The 19,810-nt window shown below is 55.4% G+C and carries 22 protein-coding genes and 1 pseudogene; 7 read left to right on the top strand and 16 right to left on the bottom strand.

The features are described from left to right. Positions 1-94 precede the first annotated feature (94 nt). The 3 genes from Q8N00_12675 to Q8N00_12685 form a co-directional block, all read right to left on the bottom strand. On the bottom strand, positions 95-511 hold the full coding sequence (locus tag Q8N00_12675; protein ID MDP2383647.1) for a DUF5069 domain-containing protein: 417 nt from the start codon (positions 509-511) through the stop codon (positions 95-97). Positions 512-648: 137 nt separating this feature from the next. Next, positions 649-858, bottom strand: coding sequence for a hypothetical protein (locus tag Q8N00_12680; GenBank protein MDP2383648.1), 210 nt, complete (start codon positions 856-858; stop codon positions 649-651). Positions 859-1,202: 344 nt separating this feature from the next. Beyond that, entirely contained in the window at positions 1,203-1,958 is a 756-nt protein-coding gene (locus Q8N00_12685) for a GDSL-type esterase/lipase family protein (GenBank protein MDP2383649.1), read from the bottom strand. 300 nt (positions 1,959-2,258) lie between these two features. Here Q8N00_12685 and Q8N00_12690 point away from each other — a divergent pair, with 300 nt between their 5' ends. Then, on the top strand, positions 2,259-3,020 hold the full coding sequence (locus tag Q8N00_12690) for a DUF3365 domain-containing protein (protein MDP2383650.1): 762 nt from the start codon (positions 2,259-2,261) through the stop codon (positions 3,018-3,020). Between the two features lie 233 nt (positions 3,021-3,253). Here the strand turns inward: Q8N00_12690 and Q8N00_12695 are convergent, their stop codons facing one another. Beyond that, positions 3,254-4,495, bottom strand: a complete 1,242-nt coding sequence (locus tag Q8N00_12695) for a tetratricopeptide repeat protein (protein ID MDP2383651.1) — start codon at positions 4,493-4,495, stop codon at positions 3,254-3,256. Positions 4,496-4,829: 334 nt separating this feature from the next. Next, positions 4,830-4,988: pseudogene (locus Q8N00_12700) on the bottom strand (VIT1/CCC1 transporter family protein). 329 nt (positions 4,989-5,317) lie between these two features. On the opposite strand from Q8N00_12700, the gene Q8N00_12705 reads away from it, so the two are divergent. The 3 genes from Q8N00_12705 to Q8N00_12715 all read left to right on the top strand — a co-directional run bounded on the left by Q8N00_12705 (position 5,318) and on the right by Q8N00_12715 (position 7,257). Further along, positions 5,318-5,731 carry a tetratricopeptide repeat protein gene (locus Q8N00_12705; protein ID MDP2383652.1) on the top strand — a complete coding sequence of 138 codons (414 nt, stop codon included), beginning with the start codon at positions 5,318-5,320 and terminating at the stop codon, positions 5,729-5,731. Positions 5,732-6,146: 415 nt separating this feature from the next. Beyond that, entirely contained in the window at positions 6,147-6,473 is a 327-nt protein-coding gene (locus Q8N00_12710) for a hypothetical protein (protein ID MDP2383653.1), read from the top strand. Positions 6,474-6,663: 190 nt separating this feature from the next. Further along, on the top strand, positions 6,664-7,257 hold the full coding sequence (locus Q8N00_12715; protein ID MDP2383654.1) for a chemotaxis protein CheB: 594 nt from the start codon (positions 6,664-6,666) through the stop codon (positions 7,255-7,257). A gap of 204 nt (positions 7,258-7,461) precedes the next feature. Here the strand turns inward: Q8N00_12715 and Q8N00_12720 are convergent, their stop codons facing one another. After that, complete coding sequence (locus tag Q8N00_12720) at positions 7,462-8,049, bottom strand: methyltransferase domain-containing protein (GenBank protein ID MDP2383655.1); 588 nt, start codon at positions 8,047-8,049, stop codon at positions 7,462-7,464. Between the two features lie 260 nt (positions 8,050-8,309). Then, positions 8,310-9,284 carry a phytanoyl-CoA dioxygenase family protein gene (locus tag Q8N00_12725; protein MDP2383656.1) on the bottom strand — a complete coding sequence of 325 codons (975 nt, stop codon included), beginning with the start codon at positions 9,282-9,284 and terminating at the stop codon, positions 8,310-8,312. Positions 9,285-9,920: 636 nt separating this feature from the next. Here Q8N00_12725 and Q8N00_12730 point away from each other — a divergent pair. Further along, a complete protein-coding gene (locus Q8N00_12730; protein ID MDP2383657.1) occupies positions 9,921-10,379 on the top strand; it encodes a hypothetical protein in 459 nt (152 codons plus the stop codon). Between the two features lie 240 nt (positions 10,380-10,619). Here Q8N00_12730 and Q8N00_12735 read toward each other — a convergent pair whose 3' ends face one another. Further along, positions 10,620-11,228, bottom strand: coding sequence for a hypothetical protein (locus tag Q8N00_12735; protein ID MDP2383658.1), 609 nt, complete (start codon positions 11,226-11,228; stop codon positions 10,620-10,622). 506 nt (positions 11,229-11,734) lie between these two features. Here Q8N00_12735 and Q8N00_12740 point away from each other — a divergent pair. After that, positions 11,735-11,995, top strand: coding sequence for a hypothetical protein (locus tag Q8N00_12740; protein MDP2383659.1), 261 nt, complete (start codon positions 11,735-11,737; stop codon positions 11,993-11,995). A gap of 709 nt (positions 11,996-12,704) precedes the next feature. On the opposite strand, the gene Q8N00_12745 is transcribed toward Q8N00_12740, so the two are convergent. Beyond that, positions 12,705-13,217 (bottom strand): tetratricopeptide repeat protein, encoded by a 513-nt coding sequence (locus Q8N00_12745; protein MDP2383660.1) that lies wholly within the window; start codon positions 13,215-13,217, stop codon positions 12,705-12,707. Between the two features lie 844 nt (positions 13,218-14,061). Here Q8N00_12745 and Q8N00_12750 point away from each other — a divergent pair. Continuing rightward, positions 14,062-14,355 carry a hypothetical protein gene (locus Q8N00_12750; protein MDP2383661.1) on the top strand — a complete coding sequence of 98 codons (294 nt, stop codon included), beginning with the start codon at positions 14,062-14,064 and terminating at the stop codon, positions 14,353-14,355. 187 nt (positions 14,356-14,542) lie between these two features. On the opposite strand, the gene Q8N00_12755 is transcribed toward Q8N00_12750, so the two are convergent. From Q8N00_12755 to Q8N00_12785, 7 genes are all read right to left on the bottom strand, one after another. Continuing rightward, positions 14,543-15,118, bottom strand: coding sequence for a DUF3365 domain-containing protein (locus Q8N00_12755; protein ID MDP2383662.1), 576 nt, complete (start codon positions 15,116-15,118; stop codon positions 14,543-14,545). Positions 15,119-15,551: 433 nt separating this feature from the next. Further along, positions 15,552-15,911 (bottom strand): hypothetical protein, encoded by a 360-nt coding sequence (locus Q8N00_12760; GenBank protein ID MDP2383663.1) that lies wholly within the window; start codon positions 15,909-15,911, stop codon positions 15,552-15,554. A 604-nt stretch (positions 15,912-16,515) separates the two neighbouring features. Continuing rightward, the gene (locus tag Q8N00_12765; GenBank protein MDP2383664.1) at positions 16,516-16,713 is read right to left on the bottom strand and encodes a hypothetical protein; all 198 of its coding nucleotides are present in this window, start codon (positions 16,711-16,713) and stop codon (positions 16,516-16,518) included. 291 nt (positions 16,714-17,004) lie between these two features. Further along, a complete protein-coding gene (locus Q8N00_12770; protein ID MDP2383665.1) occupies positions 17,005-17,265 on the bottom strand; it encodes a GlsB/YeaQ/YmgE family stress response membrane protein in 261 nt (86 codons plus the stop codon). Between the two features lie 1,046 nt (positions 17,266-18,311). After that, positions 18,312-19,175 carry a DUF4238 domain-containing protein gene (locus Q8N00_12775; GenBank protein ID MDP2383666.1) on the bottom strand — a complete coding sequence of 288 codons (864 nt, stop codon included), beginning with the start codon at positions 19,173-19,175 and terminating at the stop codon, positions 18,312-18,314. A 243-nt stretch (positions 19,176-19,418) separates the two neighbouring features. Further along, a complete protein-coding gene (locus Q8N00_12780; protein MDP2383667.1) occupies positions 19,419-19,658 on the bottom strand; it encodes a TIGR02391 family protein in 240 nt (79 codons plus the stop codon). Positions 19,659-19,676: 18 nt separating this feature from the next. Further along, positions 19,677-19,810: IS3 family transposase (locus Q8N00_12785; protein MDP2383668.1), on the bottom strand; the 134-nt coding region annotated here is incomplete at its 5' end.

Below are 19,810 nucleotides of genomic sequence, written 5' to 3' on the forward strand. Positions count from 1 at the left end.
CCAGATGTTGTTACGGGGTTTGGATGGGGCAGGGCGGGGAGGGAGGCGGGGGAGGCTGGCTAGAAGGTGGTCAATCGTTGGTTCACCTTCATCCTCACGGTCGTTCATCCTGCTCAATGGCTTCGAACAGGCTCTCCACAGGATGTGTCACAGACTTTGGGTACAGCACCCACTTGATCAGATGGCGTACCAGATATCCTGGACATCCTTTCGATCCTAGGAGGGGAGCATGACGGTTCCAGCTCTCGATCGAGGTGTCAGTCACCCCCGGCACAGCCAGAAACCATTGAGCCAAGGCCTCGTTGCCGGGTGCCTGCTCGACCGCGTGGATAAACTGTTGGTGCGAAATCTTGAACTGGCGCAGAAAGCTGCCATCGATGCCGAGCGAATGTCCCAACGCCAAGCGGTACAGGAATGGCAACTGCTTGGAACGAGATGCACGGATTTTTGCGGCGAAGCGAGGCAACCAGCAACAGCCTGCAAGCTGATCCGTCGGACGTGGGAGTGTCATCGTGAGAGGTGGATGCAAGCGAGGTAAGACATGGGAGCATTGTACTGGCTCAGATTGAGCCTAGTCCAGATAGGCCAGGCGAACCAGTTGCCTGCCACCCATGGCATATGGGGACCGGTCATGTGTCTGGCCTATGCTCATTTCATCACCGGAGCCTGCCTCAGGGTAAAGATTCCCACATTCCTTGTAATGATCACCTGCCCAGTTCGGTTCAAGCGAGACACCTCTTGAAAAAGCTCGTTCCAGGTGAATTCAGGGTAGCGAGCCACGAGGGCCTCGAACTCACATTCCTCAGAGCCCTGAAGATATTCGAAAATACGATCTGTAATGGGTTTTTGTAGTGCCATCTGGATTGCTCCTTATTCCGCAGTGCGCGTGGCCCGAGCTATGCGCAGTGGGTATCGGCGGTGGAACGGCGGAGACTGAAGAATCGATCGCGCGAGGAAGGGGCAGGAAGCGCGAAGGATGAGACAGTCGGCGTGGTTGAAACGCCTGACTCATGCTACGAGTGAAAAGACCGCGCGTCAAGCAGCCGTATTCAGGTGATCTCGTGTCATCGAGCCAGACAAACTGGGCATGCCAGATGGACAAGATGAATCAGAGTGACCAGCTGCACCAGCTTCCCGCCACGCAGTGCAACATGTTGGAGTGCAGGACCTAGTTCCTTGTTATTTTGATCGGTCTGTCACGGTCACTCACCCAATAGTCGCGCGATCATATCCTCCATTCCGTCAGCCCACACCTGGTATCCATGCTCATTTGGGTGCACGAAATCAGGCATGAGGTCTTGAGGGAGGCGCCCTCTGATGTCGAGGAAGTGATGGCTGAGGTCCAGAAAGAAAATATGCTGGTTGTCGGCGTAGGCGCCAAGGCGATCATTGACCGCCCCATTGATGCGGCGGATCGGGTCATCGGCTGAAGCCGTACGCGGAAACAGGCCGAGTAAGAGAATCTTGGCGGTTGGAAGGCGGGTGCGCAAGGCCGTGAGAATCGCCTGGATGCCAGCGGCGGTCTCCTCTGGAAGATCATGATGCGCGCCGGTGTTGTTGGTCCCAATCATCAGGACCACCAGCTTGGGGGCGATCCCATCGATCTCGCCATGGTGCAGCCGCCACAACACATGCTCGGTGCGATCACCATTAAATCCCAAGTTCACGGCACGGCGATGCCTATAATAGGTGTCCCAAATACGGCGCCCCTCAGTGCCCCACCCCTGAGTAATGGAGTCTCCGATCATGACGAGGTCGATGTTGCCCTGACGGACGCGTGCGAGTGCCTGCTCATGTTGGGTTATCCACCAGGAATCGGTCTGCGGGAGCGGAACCACTGCCGCGGGTGTGCGATCACGGAATAGTGAGAGGGGGGACAGGGCAAGCGTAACTCCCAAGGTGACAAGGAGAAGAAGGAGATAACGGATGGGTGACGTATGTCGGCTTCTAAAACTCATGCTTCGTCGACCGCAATTATATGAATGAGGGACAGAGAGATTGTACGTGGTTAAGCCCGTCGGGTCTATTGGGTGAGGAGAGGCGTGGCGGCGAACCACATAAATCAGAGCAGCCAGAGAGACAAGATGAATCGGAACGACCGGTTACATCATTTCCCGCGCTGTGCCAGGTTGGATAGTAGGACCTACCGCTGGTTCTTGTTTGACAGGTCTTGGTCATCGGCTCTAGTCTCCTGGCGCAGGGGATAGGGAAGAGCCTCCTTCATGTTTGAGGATGACTGACAAAGAGGAGCAGGATCTATGTATAGGCGTTGGATGGTTGGGATGATGTCAGTGGCTGGTATCGGCGTGTTATGCGCGGTGATGACGCCAGCTGTCGCGGAGAATGAGTCGGTGGTTCGAGAAACGGGACGTCTGCTTGCGGTGTTGCTCGACGTCGGACGGGTGGTGATCGGACACAACCAGCTCTTGCTCAATGATCCGACAAAGGGAAACAAGGGGTTCACGTCCGAGGTGTTTGCGCAGCAGACCATCGTGGCATTCAAGGAGCGGACGGGGCATGACCTGGCGAATCTGTCCGCCACTACAGTGCCGGAGATAGCGAAGCCTCTGTTGGAGAGGCTCTTGGAAGAAAGCAAAAAGACGGTGGCGAGTTACCAGACGGTGATCAACCTTCCTGGAATCAAATACAAGGGGCTCATCCCTGCCACGTTCGGCACAGAAACTGGGACGCGATTCCAATCGTGGTCCGGTGTGTATATGAAACAGACGGCGCCTGATAGCCTCGTCCGCAATCCGAAGAACAAGCCCGACGCGTTTGAATCCGCCGAGATGAAAAAGATGAGTGAGTCATCTTTTCCGCGGGAGGGAGGGCAGGTCGTGAGTGCCATGGCGGAGGACGGGAAGGCGGTGCGGGTGCTGCTGCCGCTGTTTTATGGAAAAGATTGTTTGATATGCCATGGCACGCCAAAAGGCGAGCGAGATGTGACTGGCTATCCACGAGAGGGTGCACAGGAGGGAGACTTGGGGGGTGTCATCAGCGTGAAGCTTCCTATGCCGTGACGCCGGCGGAGTCGGCCAGGTCCCTCGTTGTGTGAGGGAGGGGGGCGAAGCGAGACTGGCGGATGGCTGATAGTGGATGGTCAGAGCGAGTGGTGAGCGGCGTGGCTGGCTGGTTTCGCTCATTCGTCAAACCACACCGATGAGATGAACCAGAGAGACCAGCCAAATTGGCTTCCTGCCCGCGCCGCATTTGTTGGATGGCAAAACCTGATCCCGTTTCTTCTCCGCGACGATCAAGGTTTCGGCGGTTCGGTCCCGGGATCCCGGCAATTGGAACCACCCGCCATCGTGCAGGCCTGGTACTCGCTTCGGCGCGTGCTCCAATCGACCCAGGCCCCCACACGCTCAGAGGCAGCATGATCGGCGCTGAGCCAGTTGAGGCGTTCGGCCGAATTGTGGAAGGTGATGCCAACGGGATCGCTGGAGGACATGCCCATGACATCTCGCTCGCGCTGACTGCATGCGCCGATATCATTGCCTTCACCGCGCAGCCAACGGCCCCACCGGCCGCCTTCAGGATGGCCACGGGCCTCTGCCCGCCAGAACCACACAATCGCCTCGCCACGGTTTTGCGGCACGCCGATGCCGCATTGAAAGGCACGACCGTATAAGAAGGTTCCCATCGGGTCACCGATTTTCGCACTGAGGGCATACCATTCCGCAGCACGGACATAGTTCTCCGCCATGCCTTTCCCGTTTTCGAATAATTGGCCCAAGGCGGCGGCAGCTTCCCCGTCACCCTGATCGGCAGCTTTGCGATACCAGACGGCGGCTTTGGCTGCGTCGGACGGCATCCCTTCTCCCTTATCCAACATCCAGCCGACTTGAAATTGGGCGCGAATGTTGCCCTGATCGGCGGCGCGCCTGAAATGGGGTGCGGCGTCAGCAGCCTTATTGTCTCGATAGAGATCGATCGCTTTGTTTAAATCCTCAGCTGCTGGACCGAAAAACAGTTGTAGCGCAGTCCAGGCCGCGAGGTTACCCTTCTCCGCGGCCGCCTTCACATAGCGATGGGCGACGGTGCGATCTTGCGGCACACCCGTGCCTCTGGCGGACAATTGTCCCAGCGTCAGCATGGCGTCTGTCTGTCCAAGATCCGCCGCCTGCCGGAACAATTGAAGCGCCCGCGCAGGATCCCGGCTCACTCCATGTCCCTGCATATAGGCATTGGCCAACATGACCATGGCGACGGGATTGCCAGCATCGGAGGCTTTCTGAAACAGAGGTGTTGCCTTGGCTGGGTTTTTCGGGCCTTCGTACCCGCGCACATACATCATGCCTACGCACATCTGATCTCTGGCAGAAGTCGGGGTGGCGGTGGTGCCTTTCTTGTAGGTATGCAGCACGGACAGCAGGCAGTTTTCCCATTCCTTTTGCACATCCGACGAAGCAGAATTGGCAGGAGAACAGCTGAAGAGTGGCAGCACAATTGAGAACAGCGTGAGGAGGCCGACTCCGCCGATAATGCGTCTCATGTTCTGTCCCCCCTTTCGTCGTCATATCGGAAGGTAGGCAACGTCATTGATGACTGGTGAACGTGTCCCGTTCAAGGTCAAGACGCGCGCACATTCTACTGTGTTTGGTCGACCTGGTCTATCGCTGTGTCGTGAGGGGCGTGGGCAGAAAGAAGAGCGAATGGCTGATGGCAAAAGAGCGCGAGGCTGGCTGCGTGCGCTCGTTCGTGTAACCGCATCAACCGGAAAGACTAGATAGACGAGAGACCTCAGTAAACTGCCGCGCGCTGCCAGTCAACCGAGTAGCGCGAGGAACAAGAGTGAGCTGCCGGAAACAGCCCACATGAGCCTAGATGCCGGCAGCCATCGACATCGCACCAGCCACAAGGCCGGCAACGTCCGCGATCACAATATTGTTTAAACTCGCGTCTGCTGCAGCCACCCCTAAGGCAAGGCTCGCAGTGGAGACCATACCGTCACTTGTGTCAAGACCAGCCGCACGGAGCTATCCGATGGGTGTGTTGTGTGTCTTTCAGCGCGGGGCATGGTAGCGCTTCACGATGAGGTTTTCCGTGGCCGATCTCGCCAGCACAGGAACGTGCTCGCAGTGATCGGCGTTGCGTGAGCCTGCTCCGAAGTCTTGGACGGATCTATCACGCGCTATTTCGGTGTGAGAACGGTTTCTTCGCCACATTCCGAGCGATGTGGAATCGCACAGCCAGATTTGCAGATGCGGCAGGGATTCAGGGGACAGGACGAGTGAGCAATATTGCTCAGACGAGAGCTCCCAGAATGAGACAGTATGTACCACGGAATATGTTCATGTCTTATGGGAGGTGCATCGTGAAACAGTCGTCTATTGCATTGAGTGTCATCCTTGCGGGTCTCGCCATCACCGCCGTGTCGTGTGATTATGATAAACCCACTTCACCTGCGGCGAAAATTGGGACTGCAGCGACCGTCCCCATGTCTGATGGGGCTCTCGTGTCTGTGGTCGGATCGCCTGGTCAAGCGGACAACGACGAAGGGGTGAGTCAATATAAGCAGGGCCACATGGATGTGGCGGCCAATTTGTTCCAGAAAGCGCTCAAGTCCGATCCAAAGTCGGCCGAAGCTCAATATAACCTGGGGCTCAGTTTGGACAAGATGGGAAAGCACGATGAGGCGACCGCCGCCTTTAAGCAGGCCGTCGCATTGGCTCCTGCGAATCCCGCGATCAAGGATTCTCCGATTCTCAAGAAGCATCTTGGAGCGTAGCGCGGTCGACTAGGGCCTTGATAGCCGTATGGCATCGCAGATGCCTACGTGGCTGTATCGCGTAGACCACTCAGAGGCAGGCAAGAGGACGTGCTTGCCTCTTTGCCCTTGCAAAAATTTAACAGAGGGAGGAGTCGCTTTATGGTTGAAAAGTCATGCGCGAACCCGCGCTGTACCTGTCAGGCAGAGCCGGGGAAGGAATTTTGTTCGTCGAATTGCCGAGAGGAGAAATCCGGCGTTCCCTGCTCCTGTGCCCACAAGGGATGTGGAGCGAAGCCTCAATAGGTCGAGCCCTCATAGAGTCTGCAACATTTCCACAGAAGATGAGGTCCGTATGTCGTGGCTACCATACAAATGCGGCAGGGGATCTCATGCACTATCTACTGAAAGAATGCCCGGGAAGGCGCCTCGACTTATGGCTATTGGCTTGGTGAGCCTTCTTCTGGCAGTGGTTGTTTCCGCCATTGGATTTCCTCCTGTCAAGGCGGTGAGCGGGGGTGAACCAGCCTCTGGCAGCGCTCCTCAGAAGTCCTTGGAGTTTGGTACACCGTCCATTCCTCCCTCCCAGATCGATCCGGGTATCCAACACGTTCCGGAGAAACAGGGAGATCCCCGCGCTGCGGTGAAGCCACCCAACCTCGATCCTGGCATCTCGACGAATCCTGATATGACGCCTCAGGCCCCTAAAGGGATCAATCCCCTCGGTGGGGGAGCACAGCCAGGAACGCCGCCCGTTCGGTAAGAAGAGGCGGGGGCCTACATGAGAGGCGCTGACCTACGGTGCTGTTGAGGTCGTCTGCCTCGCATGATTCCGAAGAGGCGCCGTACGATGTTTCGCGGCCTGTAGGTGGATGCGTGAGGCTGTTCGAGTTCTTGCCGGTCGATACGTGGGCCATTGTACCCTCAGCCTGGCGATGCGAAGGATGATATCGATGCCGGATACAGCCGGTCCCTCAGTAAAACATTTTCCTATTGTCTGCGTCGGCGGTTCGGCTGGTGGCCTCGACGCCTATATTCGGCTCTTGCAAAACCTTCCTGCTGACATGGGAGTGGCGATCGTCATCGTAAATCACATCACGGACATGCCTACCCACCTCCATGAGGTGCTTCCTCGCTTCACAACGATGCCGGTCACACTCATACAGGACAGTCTGGTCGTTGAACCGGACCATGTCTATATCATCCCTGAAAATCGTGACTTACACGTTCTGAATGGAGAGTTTCGTCTCAAGCCCATATCGAAGCCTCGAGGCTGGCCTGATGTCATTACGGTGTTCCTACGTTCCCTGACGGAGTATTGGGACGGCAAGCTGATTGCTGTGATTGTTTCTGGCTATGATGGCGACGGAGCGGCGGCATTGTGCGGCATCAAAGAAATAGGCGGGATTACCATTGCCCAGAAGCTGAGCACGGCGAGTCAGCCGGATATGCCGGAGAGTGCAATTGCAAGCGGGTGCATCGATTTTGTCCTGTCGCCAGAAGCGATTGCAGACAAACTTGTGCAGCTCGCGCAGGTCGAAGTGTAAGAGAAGGCCTCGTACTCGCATTCCAGCCGAGTGGAGCAAGACATTCCTACGCAACCGGTTTCAGTTACGACGGAGGGGTTTGAAGCACGGAGCTGGTGGCAAGGGCTAGCGGGGATCGGCGTGGCAGGATGGTCTCGTTCGTTCGTCGAACCATACTGCCAAGTTAGACTAGATGGTCGAGAAGCACCAAAAAGAGGAAAGGCCTCAGTTCTCTGTCACGCGTCGCAGCACGCGCACTCGCTCCCGGCCTTCGCGACCGGGAAAGGCCACATCTGGCACATAGTCTTCGAGGATGTCGTAGCCTTTCGCGAAGAGCGCCGTCAGATCCGCAACGCTGAACGGGTAGGGAGGTCCCTCCTCACCAGGACCGAGCGCTGGGTTGATGAACCAGACTCCGATCAACAAGCCCCCGTGCCGTAGCGTGAGGTCGATGCCGCGCCGGTAGTCAGCGCGTAGCGTCGGATGGAGTCCGCTCATGCAGGTATGCTCCAGCACCACATCATAGGCACCGCGCATCTCCTCTGGGGGATCAAATATATTTCCGACCACGAAGCGTTCCGCCAGTTGGGGATACTTCGCGCGTGCCTCCGCCACGCCCGTCGGCGCGATGTCCAGCCCCGTCGCATCCAGTCCGTGCTCCACCGCCAGCGCCACCTCATGCCCGCGGCCGCAGCCAGGCACCAGCGCACGTCCGCGCACCGTATGCCGCGTCAGATATTCCTTCATCGCCGGCGCGGGGACGCCCTTGTCCCAGAACGCCTGACCCTTTTGATACTTCTCATCCCAGTTCATACGTGCCCTACTCCTTCGCGCAGTGGTAACGGTCTTGTTAGCACTGTGCTGAGGGTGGTTTCAATAGGGAGCGGGTGAGGTCCTGAGGTGAGGCGGAAGAGGTTTCACGAAGGGAGAAGGTATGGAGTAGGTTAATGGGCGAGGTGCGGGCTGTGCTGGGGCTGAAGGATCTGGACTGCCACACGATGGGAAATGGTTCTTCAGAAAAGACTCCCTGACTAGCTCATTCCGACCCCTCTTCTTTCTTCGAGCATAGGCCTTCATCCAGCCAACCAGCGCAACCCGATGCGAAGCGGCGCTCCAAGATACCGCTTTCCCGTTAAGCGACGGACGGTTTGACTCTGGCGCAGCTTCCAGTAACGCCAATCGGCCATTTGAAAAAAAGGTTCGAATAACTTCTGCACCGAGGGGTCCAGCTCCTTGTAGATATCCTCATCGATATTAAAAAACGGATCGCCGTACTCAAAGTAGTAATCCTTGCGAAAATAGCCAATGGTCAACATCGTGCGTGGCTCATCGGTCTGGTTGGGAGTGCCGCGGTGCCACATGCCAGGATCGCGGATCAGAAGATCGCCCGGTTGAAGCTCGATTTTTTTGGAAGGGAGGTGGCTCGCGAAGGCTTCCACCGCCGGGTTGATGTCATCCTGAGTGAATGGGTGAAGGTTGAACTTGAAAAATTTGTCGCTGCGCCACAGATGACTGCCGCCCGGCCATACCTCGGTCGGGCCGTTATGAAGCCCGCAATGCATGAGTGCAATATTGACGTAGCATCCGCGCACAGTGTCCTCATCGTAAAAGTCGATGTCACGATGAGGCGCCTGCTTTATCGCGCCTTTTGCGCAGGTATCGCTCGAGACAAATTTGCAATAATAGTCTGCGCCCAAAGTTTCCTCGAGAATAGACTCCGCAAACGAATTCCGGACCACGAGAGGGCTCGCAAACGGGCCTCTGAGCTTGGGGAAAATTCGAATGCGGGACTTCTTCTCCCAAAACACGCTGTGCCCATGTTCACCCTCGCCGATGAATTCAGTGCGGTGCCGCTCCGCATGAAGGCGCTGCATATTGTCTTTGTACATGGTCTTGAAACGTGAATGAAGCTCCGTCACCAGGGATTCAGGTACTGCGCCTTTGAGCACGACATAGCCCCGGGCATGTAGCAGCATGACCCCCAGCTGGGTATTCTCGATGGAGAGCGTCCCGTTGCGACGCTCTTGATCAGAAATGATGATGTTCAAGTCGAGCGGATCAGTGCGAATCGACATATGATTCCCCGATAAAATATTTCCAGGACTTTCACTGTAGCACCGCAGGGACATCATGCAAGCGATTCAGGAGAACGCTGCAGAATGAGAACAACGACAAAATGTGATGAACCTAACCGCATTAGGCGCTGCAATCAGCCATGCTTATATAATCAGTCATCTCCCGCATCGTCTGTTCACTATTGCTCACAATCAGGAGTATGGGGCCTGCAACAGCGGCCTGCTCGCTTGGCTGCGTTCCTAGTTAAGCCGCAGGCACTCTCTTTAGACCGGCGGAAAATGTTAATCCGCAACGATCCGTTGCATAGGTCTATTCTCCGTATGGCACTAACTCATCTAATGTCTACCAAGAGTTTTCTGTAAATGGCGCATGCATCACACTGCTGGATTACGGCGGGTATGATTTATTTGTTTCGCTTCCCGGGCAGGTGAGCATTTCACTGAGTCACTGCGAAATCAGCGAGCATGTACTAAATCTTGTTGCGGGGCAGACCTATTTCGTCAAAGTGAGGGAAAGCATAGGGATGAACGCCTCGAGCGAGTATTGGTGTGTCGAGGCGTTGGAAGAAATTCGAAAATGCCGTTGGATGGAGCCTCTAAAGGCGGGGGATGAGTGCAGGGGCAGGAAACGAACGTTGCCCGTTTGCCAATGTAATCCTCAGCGGTGATGCGAGAAACTCCCGTGACGTCTACGCATTGGGAAATTCAGAATGTCGCCTGTATCCCTCCTTACGGGTGTTGTCAGGAATAGAAATGTCCTTGCCGGATGCCGCGTCTCATGGCAAACCTAAGTCCGTGAATCGCGTACTCAGAACAATCAGGGGCAGTCTGGAAGGTGCCCTGTTGTTGTCGATCACCCTGAGCGCGTGCGGCACAGTGCCCTCGGCGCCGGTGGCGGCGGTGCATAGAAACGATGCGCTTGCCGGTGAGTCAAGCGTCGGCCAGTCTCTCCACAGACAACTCCGTGAGCGGGATAAGCGCATTGACGAATTAGAGTCTCAACTGAATGTCTTGAAACTGATTGATCAGGGCGTTGAGACGCGGAATAAGCCAGGCCGGTGCCCATGACACTGATGCCTCTCCAGTGAACGATCCCATCACGCGCCGGGATATATTTGCATTCGTTGAAGAATTCTCGAATCGCCAGGGGCTGCATCAGTGCCTGGCGATCTGGTACCGCTGGAGCTCGAATGACGGGTCAGTGACTCGTAACCTGGTGTCCACAAAATCCGTGCTAGCTCAGCCTGCCCCTTTTCTTATCCAGTTTATTTCAAGGCATACCTCAATGAGTTTTGATGGCGGGTTGACTTACTGAGGGGGCATTGTTGTCGTTGTTGTGGTCGTGGTCGACGTGGAGCTTGTTGGAGTACTTGCTTTTCCGCTGGATTGATCGCTTGTTCGATCACTCGGGCGATCAAGTTTTTGCTCACGCATTTCATCATTGGTTTGATCACCGGTCTGCCCACTGCTTCGGCCACGGTTTTGATCACTGGTTTGACCTACGGCCTGGCCGCCCTGCCCGCCGACCTTGATGACTCCCGGAACGTTGATCTCGCCGGCCATTCTCGCTGATTCCATCCTGACGGTATACCGGAAGGTGCCGGCATCCCGGAAACAAACACTGGCGGTTTGGTTCGTGGCCAGTTGTGCGGTACCGTTGGGTGTCATCCACCCGCCGAAATTATTGTTGCATGACAACTGCTTATCCAGCACCGGGTCGAGAAAGACGACTCGCACAGGTGCGGTTCTCTTGTTGACCCACCGAATTTCATCGCCTGGACTAACAGCGATATCGCCTGACGTGAGGTTGTCTCCGATGATGATGTTTTTGACATCCCCTGTCCTAGTCACTGTTGGCATACCCTGACACCCCAACACCAACACCAAAGCAAACCCTAGATATCGAATTTGGTTCATGGAATACCTCCTGGTGTAATTTGTAATTCATCAACCGAACGTATATCGGTTTTTCGGACGGTCACAACTTGAACTCACTTGGCATGATCAATCAACAGCGACCTGATCATAGGTGGTTAATACGATTCTATGCGTATGAAGGATGAATAATCTGATCAATTCAGCTCAGTATGAGGGATTGATTCATGGAGAAGACGGCTTGAAAGAAAGAGGGCAGGCTAATTATTTTTGTGATGCGGTAGCTGTTTTGCGGATCTTACTGGTCCATGCCTCGCATTTCGTGGGGAGAAGTACCCGGATAAGCCGATGATGTTCTTCATTAGGGGAACGGGGGTACGACAGTCTTTCGCAAAGACGGCGATTACACGGTCTTTCTCGCCTTACTCACTTCCGTGAAATCAAAAGTCCCCATCAAAGTATTCAGCGTGGGCCTGAGGCTCGCTCATTTCCATCTGATTGTGCCGCCAGCCATCGAGGGTGTCCCTTGTCCATATATGCAGTGGTGGATGACGAGCCATGCTCATGTCTGGCAGGGCCGATTTAAGAGCGTTCCGATTCAGCAAGACGGACATATACTCACGGCCTTCCGCTATGTGCTCCGCAATCCAGTTCGCGCCGGATTGGTCGAGCATGCAATGGACTGGGCTTGGTCCAGTCTTCGATTCTCGATCCTGAGTGACCCCTTACCCGTCGAGATGCTACCTGAGTGGGTGCAATGGATCGATCAACCGCTGTTCGGTCATGAACTAACTATGTTGCGGACCTAGGTGAGTCGGCAGCACCCATTCTGAGGAGAGGGCTGGCAAGCGAAGATCGCCGAGACGCTTGGCTTGGAGTCGACCATGCGGAGGCGGGAAAGGCCGAGGAATCTGCTAGCTCAGCCTGTCCATATTTCTCTCTCTGACTTCTTTTTGAATTTTACGTTGGCTTGTTTTATTGTGACGGCGAAATGAAGAAAGCTACATGGTTTATTTGGTCACTCGTTGGGCTGGTATGGCTGGTCGTCAGTCTGCCGTTTACGGACTATTCCCCGATATCCTTGTTCGACATTCCTGATAGCCCTCCAAGGTCTCACGATGGACTTTGGAAACTGCTAGAAAATATCACTTATGCAGGCAACTTCGCTCTGCTGTCGATCGTCTTGCTCTATGGACTAAACAGGGGGTGGTATCTGGGTAACGGGTACCCCCAAATGGTTGCACCGTCTGAATCTGCAGGCGCGATTCACGAAGATTTTTCATAACAAGACGGTTCGGTCAACAATGAGCGTCGTGCTTGCGTTGCTGGGCTTCGTTTCCTCTCTTCTTTTCTTCTTGCATGGCCGAATTCTTGGCCGCGGTCTGGGGTATTGGTAAGTCCTTCTTTCCTAGGAAGGCGCTGGACTGCCACGTGCTGGGAAATTCAGCATGTCCCTATTTTCTACTCGTACTGGGTCTATCGCTGCACTCTCATCCGACCTGTTGCACGTATTCTGATCTAGTCGCATTGCTTGAAATGCGACTGCTGACAGCGCTGTGCCATCTCTTGCGCCTGCTCGATCTGCGCGGCAGTCATGTGTGACGTCAGATAGTCTCGGCGCTTCATGGCTGTTTTTCCCTCATCGCCACTCAACATGGCGACAGCGACGTGGTACCACATGAGCGCGCGAACGAGATCTTCCCGGACGCCCCGTCCTTTCTCATACAACAGGCCAATATTATTCTGCGGACCAGCGTAACCCTGCGCCGCCGCCTTGCGAAACCACATCAGTGCCGTTCGGTAATCCTGCTTGAGGCCCCGTCCCTTTTCATGCATCAGCCCCAGATAGAACTGGGCCGATGCCACTCCTTGTTCCGCAAGGGGGGTGAAGAGGCGGGCCGCCCTTGTGTATTCCCCGCGATCATACGTAAATTCCGCTTCCTCAATGGAGTCTGCCGTCACAATGGCCGCTGCGCCTGCATTTGTTGCACAGGCCAGAACCAAGAGTAGTGTAGGGAGAAAATGCCGCATCGATTACCAGCCTTTCAACAGAATCACCAAAACACAGGGGGAGAGAGTCTTCCTCAGGATAGTTTCGACCGTCCGCGGTGCTGTCCAATCTCGTCCGTGGGTCGAACTATACTAACCGGAAAGACCGCACCCTTCCTCATACATTCGCAGAAGGTGAAGGCCTGTCTGCATCTTTTGTGACCTGGACAGCATGAAGTACCGTTTGGCCTGGGCTATCCCGTTTCAGTCGCCGTCGGTCCAGCCACCACGACAGGAGGGGAAGCAACACAAAGGAGCCTGGCGCCAGCAAGACGAGGAGGTAGGGACTGAGGGATGTCAGGCTGCGCAGATGGCATCGAAGCTGAACTCGCTCAGCGGGCGTCCATCTATTGCCGTTGCGTGGCTTCATCAGCAACGGGAGTAATCCTTGAATGCCGACCATCTCAGCCCGAATCCGATCGCGTTCGCGGCTCATGGGCGCATGGAAGCAGGAGGGAAGTTTCACCAGAATCCTTTCACGTCGGAACTGCAGACATGTTTATTCGCGATGACGAAACCGGGATATTTTACGTTTTAAGGATTGGTCTGGTCCATGCCTTTGTTGGACATCGAACGGGCGGTCGTTGAAATCCGGCAACCTTGTATAAGGGAGAAAGATTCCGCAGCGGCTTAACTGGAGAGCGGGACTGGCTGGTTTCGTTCGTGCATCGAACCACACACAGATGACAGACCGAAGCAGCCAAAGGAATCAGCTTCATGTCACCTGCCGGGACATTCAGAATGTCCCCTGTTTCTCCACTCACGGGTGCAGTCAGGAAGAGGAATATCCTTGCGGGATGCCGCGTCTCATGGCAAATCTAAGACCATGAATCGCGTATTCAGAATAATGTTGGGCAGCATGGGCGGTGCCGTGCTGTTGTCGATCACCCTGAGCGCGTGCGGCACAGTGCCCTCGGCCCCGGTGGCGGCAGTGCCGAGAAACGATACACCTGCCGGTGAGTCCAGCGTCGTCCAGTCTCTCCACAGACAACTCCGTGAGCGGGATAAGCGTATTGACGAGTTAGAGTCTCAACTGAATGTCTTGAAACTGATTGATCAGGGCGTTGAGACGCGGAAAAAGCCCAATCGACCGCCTGCCTCGCTGGCACCTCTCGAGTAAACGATCCCGTCACGTGCCGGGAGATCTTTGCATTCAATAATGGGTTCTAGAATCGCCAGGGGCTGCATCAGAGCCTGGGCGATCTGACGCCGTTGGAATTCGACGGCGGATCAGTGACTCGTAGCCGGGTGTTCACAAATCCTGGCCAGCTCAGCCCTCAGCCTATCCTCTTTTCATTCCCTGGACCCTATCGGTCCAGTGGAATCTCGATCACCAATCCGCCCATGATCTCGTTCATCTTGAAGTCGCGTTTCGGGCTTCTGGGATGCGCGTTGTGGCAGCCGATACAGGCCTGGCTGACCGCGCGATCCGCATAGATGGCTTGAAAATACGTTTGATCGCCATTCTTCACCGTGTTCGTCGCCGGCCGTTCGGGATTTTGGTGAACGGCTTCCAGCCCTTTCTTTTCAGATTCGTTGTACGGGCCGTTGGTGACACTAATCGGCCAGAGGCTGATCAGCCGGTAGCGGACCTTTAAGCCGGTCTTCATCGCCAGATCGCTGGAGTCGAGGAGGAACTGCGCGGGCAGCGGCAGCACATTTTTTTCGGCGCGCCAGTTTTCGGCGGCGGTGGCGCCCCCGCTTCGCTGCAGCCGCTCGACGACATGAATCGTGTAGAAGGTTCGGTCGGCTTCAATAATCGCGTGGATATAGTTTGCCACGGTCTCTGGCGGGATGCCGGGCAGGTCTGACGCGTGCGAGAGACGAGGAATGAGTGAACTTGCGACGAGGATCAGGGTAGCGGCACAGAGCATTCTACGCATTGCGGCACCTCCTTTTTCAAGTTGGGACCAGCCTCACGGTATTAGCATAGTCCTCTGCCAGGTCGTAGGCAAATGCCCGACCACCATCTCCTTCAGTGCGATTCTGGCGTGGAGTCGTGCGAGCACAGCAATCGGACGACGAGGCGCGGAGAGGCCGGGGAGGTCAAGATGATTGCGCGTAACGGGTCTACATCTTCACCGAAGGCTGATAGGTGGTGGCAAGAGCGGGCGGGGATCGGCAAGGCCGGCTGGTCTCGCTCGTGCGTCGAACCACACCGACGAGACAGACCGAAGCAGATGAATCAGCTCCCTGCTAAGCGAGGGAAAATGTTCGAGTACAAGACCTGAGCCCGTGGGGTTTTTTGTCCACGCAATACGTCAAAACTCAAGCCCGAAACCAATTCTAGATGTATTGTCGACGGTGTCTATGACGCTATGGCGCGATGGAAATACCGATACTCGCGCGGCGGTCGTGTCCGGGCCAATTGGCTGTGATCCGGTGCGAACCAGCGCTCAACGTCGAGGTGGTGAATTGCTGGCCGGTTGCCAATTGGCCATCGCGGCTGGACTCCCATGCCAGATCGCTCGAGCGATCTGCCCCGCCTGTTTCTGATGACCGCGTCACTTGACCCTCGAAGAGAATCGGCTGCCCGGCTGGCAGTACTGCCCCGTCCGTCGGTTGAAGAATCCTGACGCTGCTACATCCCGAGAGCCCTAGCCCGGCAAGGACCAGCACCAGCGCGAGGCAGGATTTCGTGGTGACGAATGCCCGTGATGTGGTTGTGGCGATCATGATCATCCCTCCTAGGTGAGGCAGTTAGCCATTCGAGCGACGGGCGTACGAGGGCAATTAACCACTCGAAATGATGCTTGTCAACCGCATGAAGTGACGAGGAGGCTCGCCTGGATTGGACGAAGAGGTCTTGCTCACGACTCCGTCGCCGTCTGCAGACGGCTCACAGAAGGGGAGTCGTCCGATTCGGCGATTCAGGACGTGATAGGCGAGGTCTCCAGCAGTGAGGTGTGGACGGCATGGCATGGGGGATTTTTATTGAACGGGTAGAGTCTGTTCAGGGAAATACTTCCAACCACATTTCTTCTTCTCTAGCCGCCGATGTCCCAGGGTTCACGGCGGACGAGGGAGAGAAGATCTTGTGAACCATGCACGACTCGAAGGATGAAGACATCGTTATCCTGCAAGAGATAGACGATACGGTAATCTCTGAAGATCAATTCTCGAAGGTCGTGGCGATTGAACTCTGGAACGATTCGACCGATTCTGGGAGTCCTGAACAGGGTTTCGGCAGATTCAACGACACGATCGACGAAGGTGATCGCATGGAGAACGGAGTCGTGGGCGATAAAGTCTTCGATATTCTGAAGATCGTTCCCGGCGGTCAGCGACCAGCGGACTTGCGCCAGTGGGCGATTCTTTCTTTCAGCTCTTCCTGTGTGAGAACCCGTCCCTCCGCCACGTCCTGAAGACCCTTCTCGACTTGTTGTTTGAAGAAGAGCTCTTCCATGATCGCGCCGGTGGTCACATCGCCAGGCAGTTTCTGGATCATCGCGAGTGCTTCGGCTTTGGCCTTTGCCATGCGGGTCTCCTCTCGGCTGGTTCGTGCGATTAGGCTATGCCCAGAAGTCCAAAAATGCAAGCCGATTCAGGAAGCCTATGCGGCGCAGTCAGCGGGCTTGTCGAAGAGCGGGAGTCGTCCCACGCGACGGTTCAGGACGTAATAGGCGAGGTCTCCAGCAGCGAGGCGTGGACGGCGCGGCATGCGGATCTTCTACCGAAAACCCGGCGATCCCGTCAAGAAAAAGACTCCCGACCCCTTTTCTTGTCCTCCACACCAATGGGCAAGGCTTTCTCTGGCGATCATAATTCGTCAGGTTGTTAGCCAGCGATAGAGCATCAGTAGCATGAGCGCCCCGATGATGGCGGTTACAAACGCGACGATATCGGAATCCCCGGTGAGACCCACTTGGCCTCCAAGACAGCCGCCGATCACGCCGCCTCCGATCCCGATCACCGTCGTCCCGATCAACTGACCCGGATCCTTTCCGGGCATCAGCACTTTGGCGATGACGCCCACGACGAGCGCAAACACCAGAAATTCGAGGGTAGTATTAAGCGCCGTCCAATCCATGAATCCTCCGACGATGTGATTTTGGTGAACGGCGTACTATACAGGTTTCTTGCCCCAGGGCAGCAAGCCTTGGGGGGAGTAAAAGGGGGCAGGCTACTTATTCTTGCGATGTGACAGCTGCTTCGCGGACAAGTTGCCGGGCACGTTTGCCATGTTCCGAATCGAGAGAGCGGGGGGCGACCGTCTTCGTCCTGGATCAATCATCCGCTGTTTGATCATGAACTGGTCACGTTGCGGACCTGCGTGAATCGGCAGCAGCCATTTGGAAGGGAAGACTGGCGGGCTCAGATAGCCGAGACGTTGGGGTTGGAATCAACGATGCGGAAGTGGGGGCGACCGAGGAAGCCGCTAGAAAAGTAGCCTGTCCCCTTTTCTTGTTCCGACTCTTACAGGATGAGCAGTGAGGGGAGGCGAGGACGGTGCCGGATAGCCACGCGTCGGGAAATGGTTCCTGACACCTTTATCTTCACCCCGAAATGATGCTTGTCAACCACCTGAAGTGACGCGGAGGCTCGCCTGGATTGGACAAAGGGGTCTGACTCATTGCTCGCGATTTCGTCGTCAGTCTGCAGATGGCTCACACAAGGGGAGTCGTCAGATTTATCGGTTCAGGGCATGATAGGCGAGGTCTCCAGCAGCGAGGCATGGACGGCGCGGCATGCGGATCTTCTGCCGAAAACCCGGCGATCTCATCAAGAAAAAGACTCCCGACCCCTTTTCTTGTCTCGACCCCTTTTCTTGTCCTCACGCGCCGGGAAATGGGCGTAGATACATGTTCGGTCTCTCGGCAATAAGTCAATACTCATGCCTGACCCCAAAACTTCTTCAGCATCCTCAAGAATGAGTTGGTCCATCACCAGCGGTATCGCACCCGAGACGACGCGAGCCGGGAGATCTTTGCGTTCATTGAAGGGTTCTACAATCGCCAGCGGCTACATCAGAGCCTGGGCTATCTGACGCCGCTGGAGTTCGAACGACGGGTCAGTGACTCGTAACCTGGTGTCCACAAAACCAGGGGTAGCTCATCCCGACCCCTTTTCTTGTCCTCATAGCGTTGCCAGGACCGCCTTGCTGGAGCCAACAACAATATGAAGTGAGTTGTCCCACTGAGTCTTGTTGACGGCATCTACCTCTGCTTGCGTGGCGGTTTGTCGTGTCATTATCGCTTGAGGTGTAGTGGCTGGCCTCGCGAAAACAGCGACCAACTTTGATATAGGAACAGAAAACTGGTGACTGAGGTGATCCTGGGGGAGTGGTGTATCGCCCAGGACAAACTCCTTGCCAAGTGGCGCATCAAGCAACGTGAATTCCATTTCTTGCAACTGCGCACAAATTATTGGTGTAGCGCGGAGCGCGTCCTGTTCCGGGAGTCGAGGATCTTGTGGGGAAAGCTTATTTAGTTCATCCAACTCTTGGGCGAGTTGCTCAGGGAGTTTCGCAACCATGAGGCTGTAGATCGCTAGGGCATCCGATGGGCTAATGCAAAATGTGGCCATTAAGTTTGTGAAGGCGGAAGATGTGAGGCTATTCGCGCTCGCGATTGCTACGCCGAGTTCCTTTGCTCGCCGGTGTCCTAGGTGCATGATATCTGGGTGGCGGCAGGCCTGCAAGGCGAGTACCGAACATAACTCGTCGCGATCAGCCGTTGTGGTAGCGCTGCCATGTGTTTTGATTCGGCGAAACAGGGCTGCAGCCGTTGCCTCATCGACTGAAAGTGAATCTTCCAGGGAGTCCGACGGATTCCAGTGGATGTCGAAAATCGTGTAAAGCCAGTTTTCCTGCATCGTATATTTTGGTGATACCTCCGTGATTCTTTTTCTCGTTCGCCCAAAAAGCTTTCCGTGGGCGTCTGTAAATCCGCGTTGCCAGAATTGAGGTACATAATGATGATTCTTTTTTTCAAACTTCATAGCGGCCAGGATGTATTTGGCAATGGGAATTCTTCCTTAGGGCAACAAGATTGCAACTAGCTCAAATATAGAAAATCCCTATAGTAGGGGGAGGCAAAGGGTAAAGAGTCTTTCCCAAAAGCTTCAACTTGCTAGCCGACGATAGACGGTTGCGCTCGTCTCAGACCGAGAAATGCTGACACCTTTATCTTCCCCACAGGCGCTGCTTCATTCCCCATAGTTTTTTCGATGTGAATGGAAGGGTTAGCTTTCAATGGAGTAGCCGGCCTTTTCAATTCGCCGTAGCAGGAGTGATACTAGAGATAAATGATCAAGACATTCATCGATTGAATCGCGAATTTTGTATTCGTGTCCCCGCGGGTTTCGTATTGCCATTGCGGAGCCTGAAAATATGAACTGGTAACCTTTTTGCTCATCTTTTCCAGATTCAGTAGCTAGATCGGACAAGATGATTGCTGGAGATTGATCATGGAACGCGGCCATCATGAGCTTATATGGGTTCTACCCCATTTCCACGGACGGTTGAGTTAAGAGTTGCTCCCCCTGTTGCTGTTGATCGAGTCTCCGCCGCTGCCGGGGATTGTGCCAGCGCTCGATGTAATCAAAGATATCCGCTCTCGCCTCGGCTCTCGTTT

Source organism: Nitrospirota bacterium, from assembly GCA_030684575.1.
Lineage (GTDB): Bacteria > Nitrospirota > Nitrospiria > Nitrospirales > Nitrospiraceae > Palsa-1315.

Excerpts from the sequence above, each read along its gene's own strand:
- Q8N00_12735 (MDP2383658.1), bottom strand. The coding sequence starts at position 11,228 with ATGAACCAAATTCGATATCTAGGGTTTGCTTTGGTGTTGGTGTTGGGG.
- Q8N00_12675 (MDP2383647.1), bottom strand. The coding sequence starts at position 511 with ATGACACTCCCACGTCCGACGGATCAGCTTGCAGGCTGTTGCTGGTTG.
- Q8N00_12690 (MDP2383650.1), top strand. The coding sequence starts at position 2,259 with ATGTATAGGCGTTGGATGGTTGGGATGATGTCAGTGGCTGGTATCGGC.
- Q8N00_12740 (MDP2383659.1), top strand. The coding sequence starts at position 11,735 with ATGACGAGCCATGCTCATGTCTGGCAGGGCCGATTTAAGAGCGTTCCG.
- Q8N00_12760 (MDP2383663.1), bottom strand. The coding sequence starts at position 15,911 with ATGATCGCCACAACCACATCACGGGCATTCGTCACCACGAAATCCTGC.
- Q8N00_12695 (MDP2383651.1), bottom strand. The coding sequence starts at position 4,495 with ATGAGACGCATTATCGGCGGAGTCGGCCTCCTCACGCTGTTCTCAATT.
- Q8N00_12765 (MDP2383664.1), bottom strand. The coding sequence starts at position 16,713 with ATGGCAAAGGCCAAAGCCGAAGCACTCGCGATGATCCAGAAACTGCCT.
- Q8N00_12730 (MDP2383657.1), top strand. The coding sequence starts at position 9,921 with ATGAGTGCAGGGGCAGGAAACGAACGTTGCCCGTTTGCCAATGTAATC.
- Q8N00_12710 (MDP2383653.1), top strand. The coding sequence starts at position 6,147 with ATGGCTATTGGCTTGGTGAGCCTTCTTCTGGCAGTGGTTGTTTCCGCC.
- Q8N00_12715 (MDP2383654.1), top strand. The coding sequence starts at position 6,664 with ATGCCGGATACAGCCGGTCCCTCAGTAAAACATTTTCCTATTGTCTGC.
- Q8N00_12775 (MDP2383666.1), bottom strand. The coding sequence starts at position 19,175 with ATGAAGTTTGAAAAAAAGAATCATCATTATGTACCTCAATTCTGGCAA.
- Q8N00_12755 (MDP2383662.1), bottom strand. The coding sequence starts at position 15,118 with ATGCGTAGAATGCTCTGTGCCGCTACCCTGATCCTCGTCGCAAGTTCA.
- Q8N00_12770 (MDP2383665.1), bottom strand. The coding sequence starts at position 17,265 with ATGGATTGGACGGCGCTTAATACTACCCTCGAATTTCTGGTGTTTGCG.
- Q8N00_12780 (MDP2383667.1), bottom strand. The coding sequence starts at position 19,658 with ATGGCCGCGTTCCATGATCAATCTCCAGCAATCATCTTGTCCGATCTA.
- Q8N00_12750 (MDP2383661.1), top strand. The coding sequence starts at position 14,062 with ATGAATCGCGTATTCAGAATAATGTTGGGCAGCATGGGCGGTGCCGTG.
- Q8N00_12745 (MDP2383660.1), bottom strand. The coding sequence starts at position 13,217 with ATGCGGCATTTTCTCCCTACACTACTCTTGGTTCTGGCCTGTGCAACA.
- Q8N00_12680 (MDP2383648.1), bottom strand. The coding sequence starts at position 858 with ATGGCACTACAAAAACCCATTACAGATCGTATTTTCGAATATCTTCAG.
- Q8N00_12685 (MDP2383649.1), bottom strand. The coding sequence starts at position 1,958 with ATGAGTTTTAGAAGCCGACATACGTCACCCATCCGTTATCTCCTTCTT.
- Q8N00_12720 (MDP2383655.1), bottom strand. The coding sequence starts at position 8,049 with ATGAACTGGGATGAGAAGTATCAAAAGGGTCAGGCGTTCTGGGACAAG.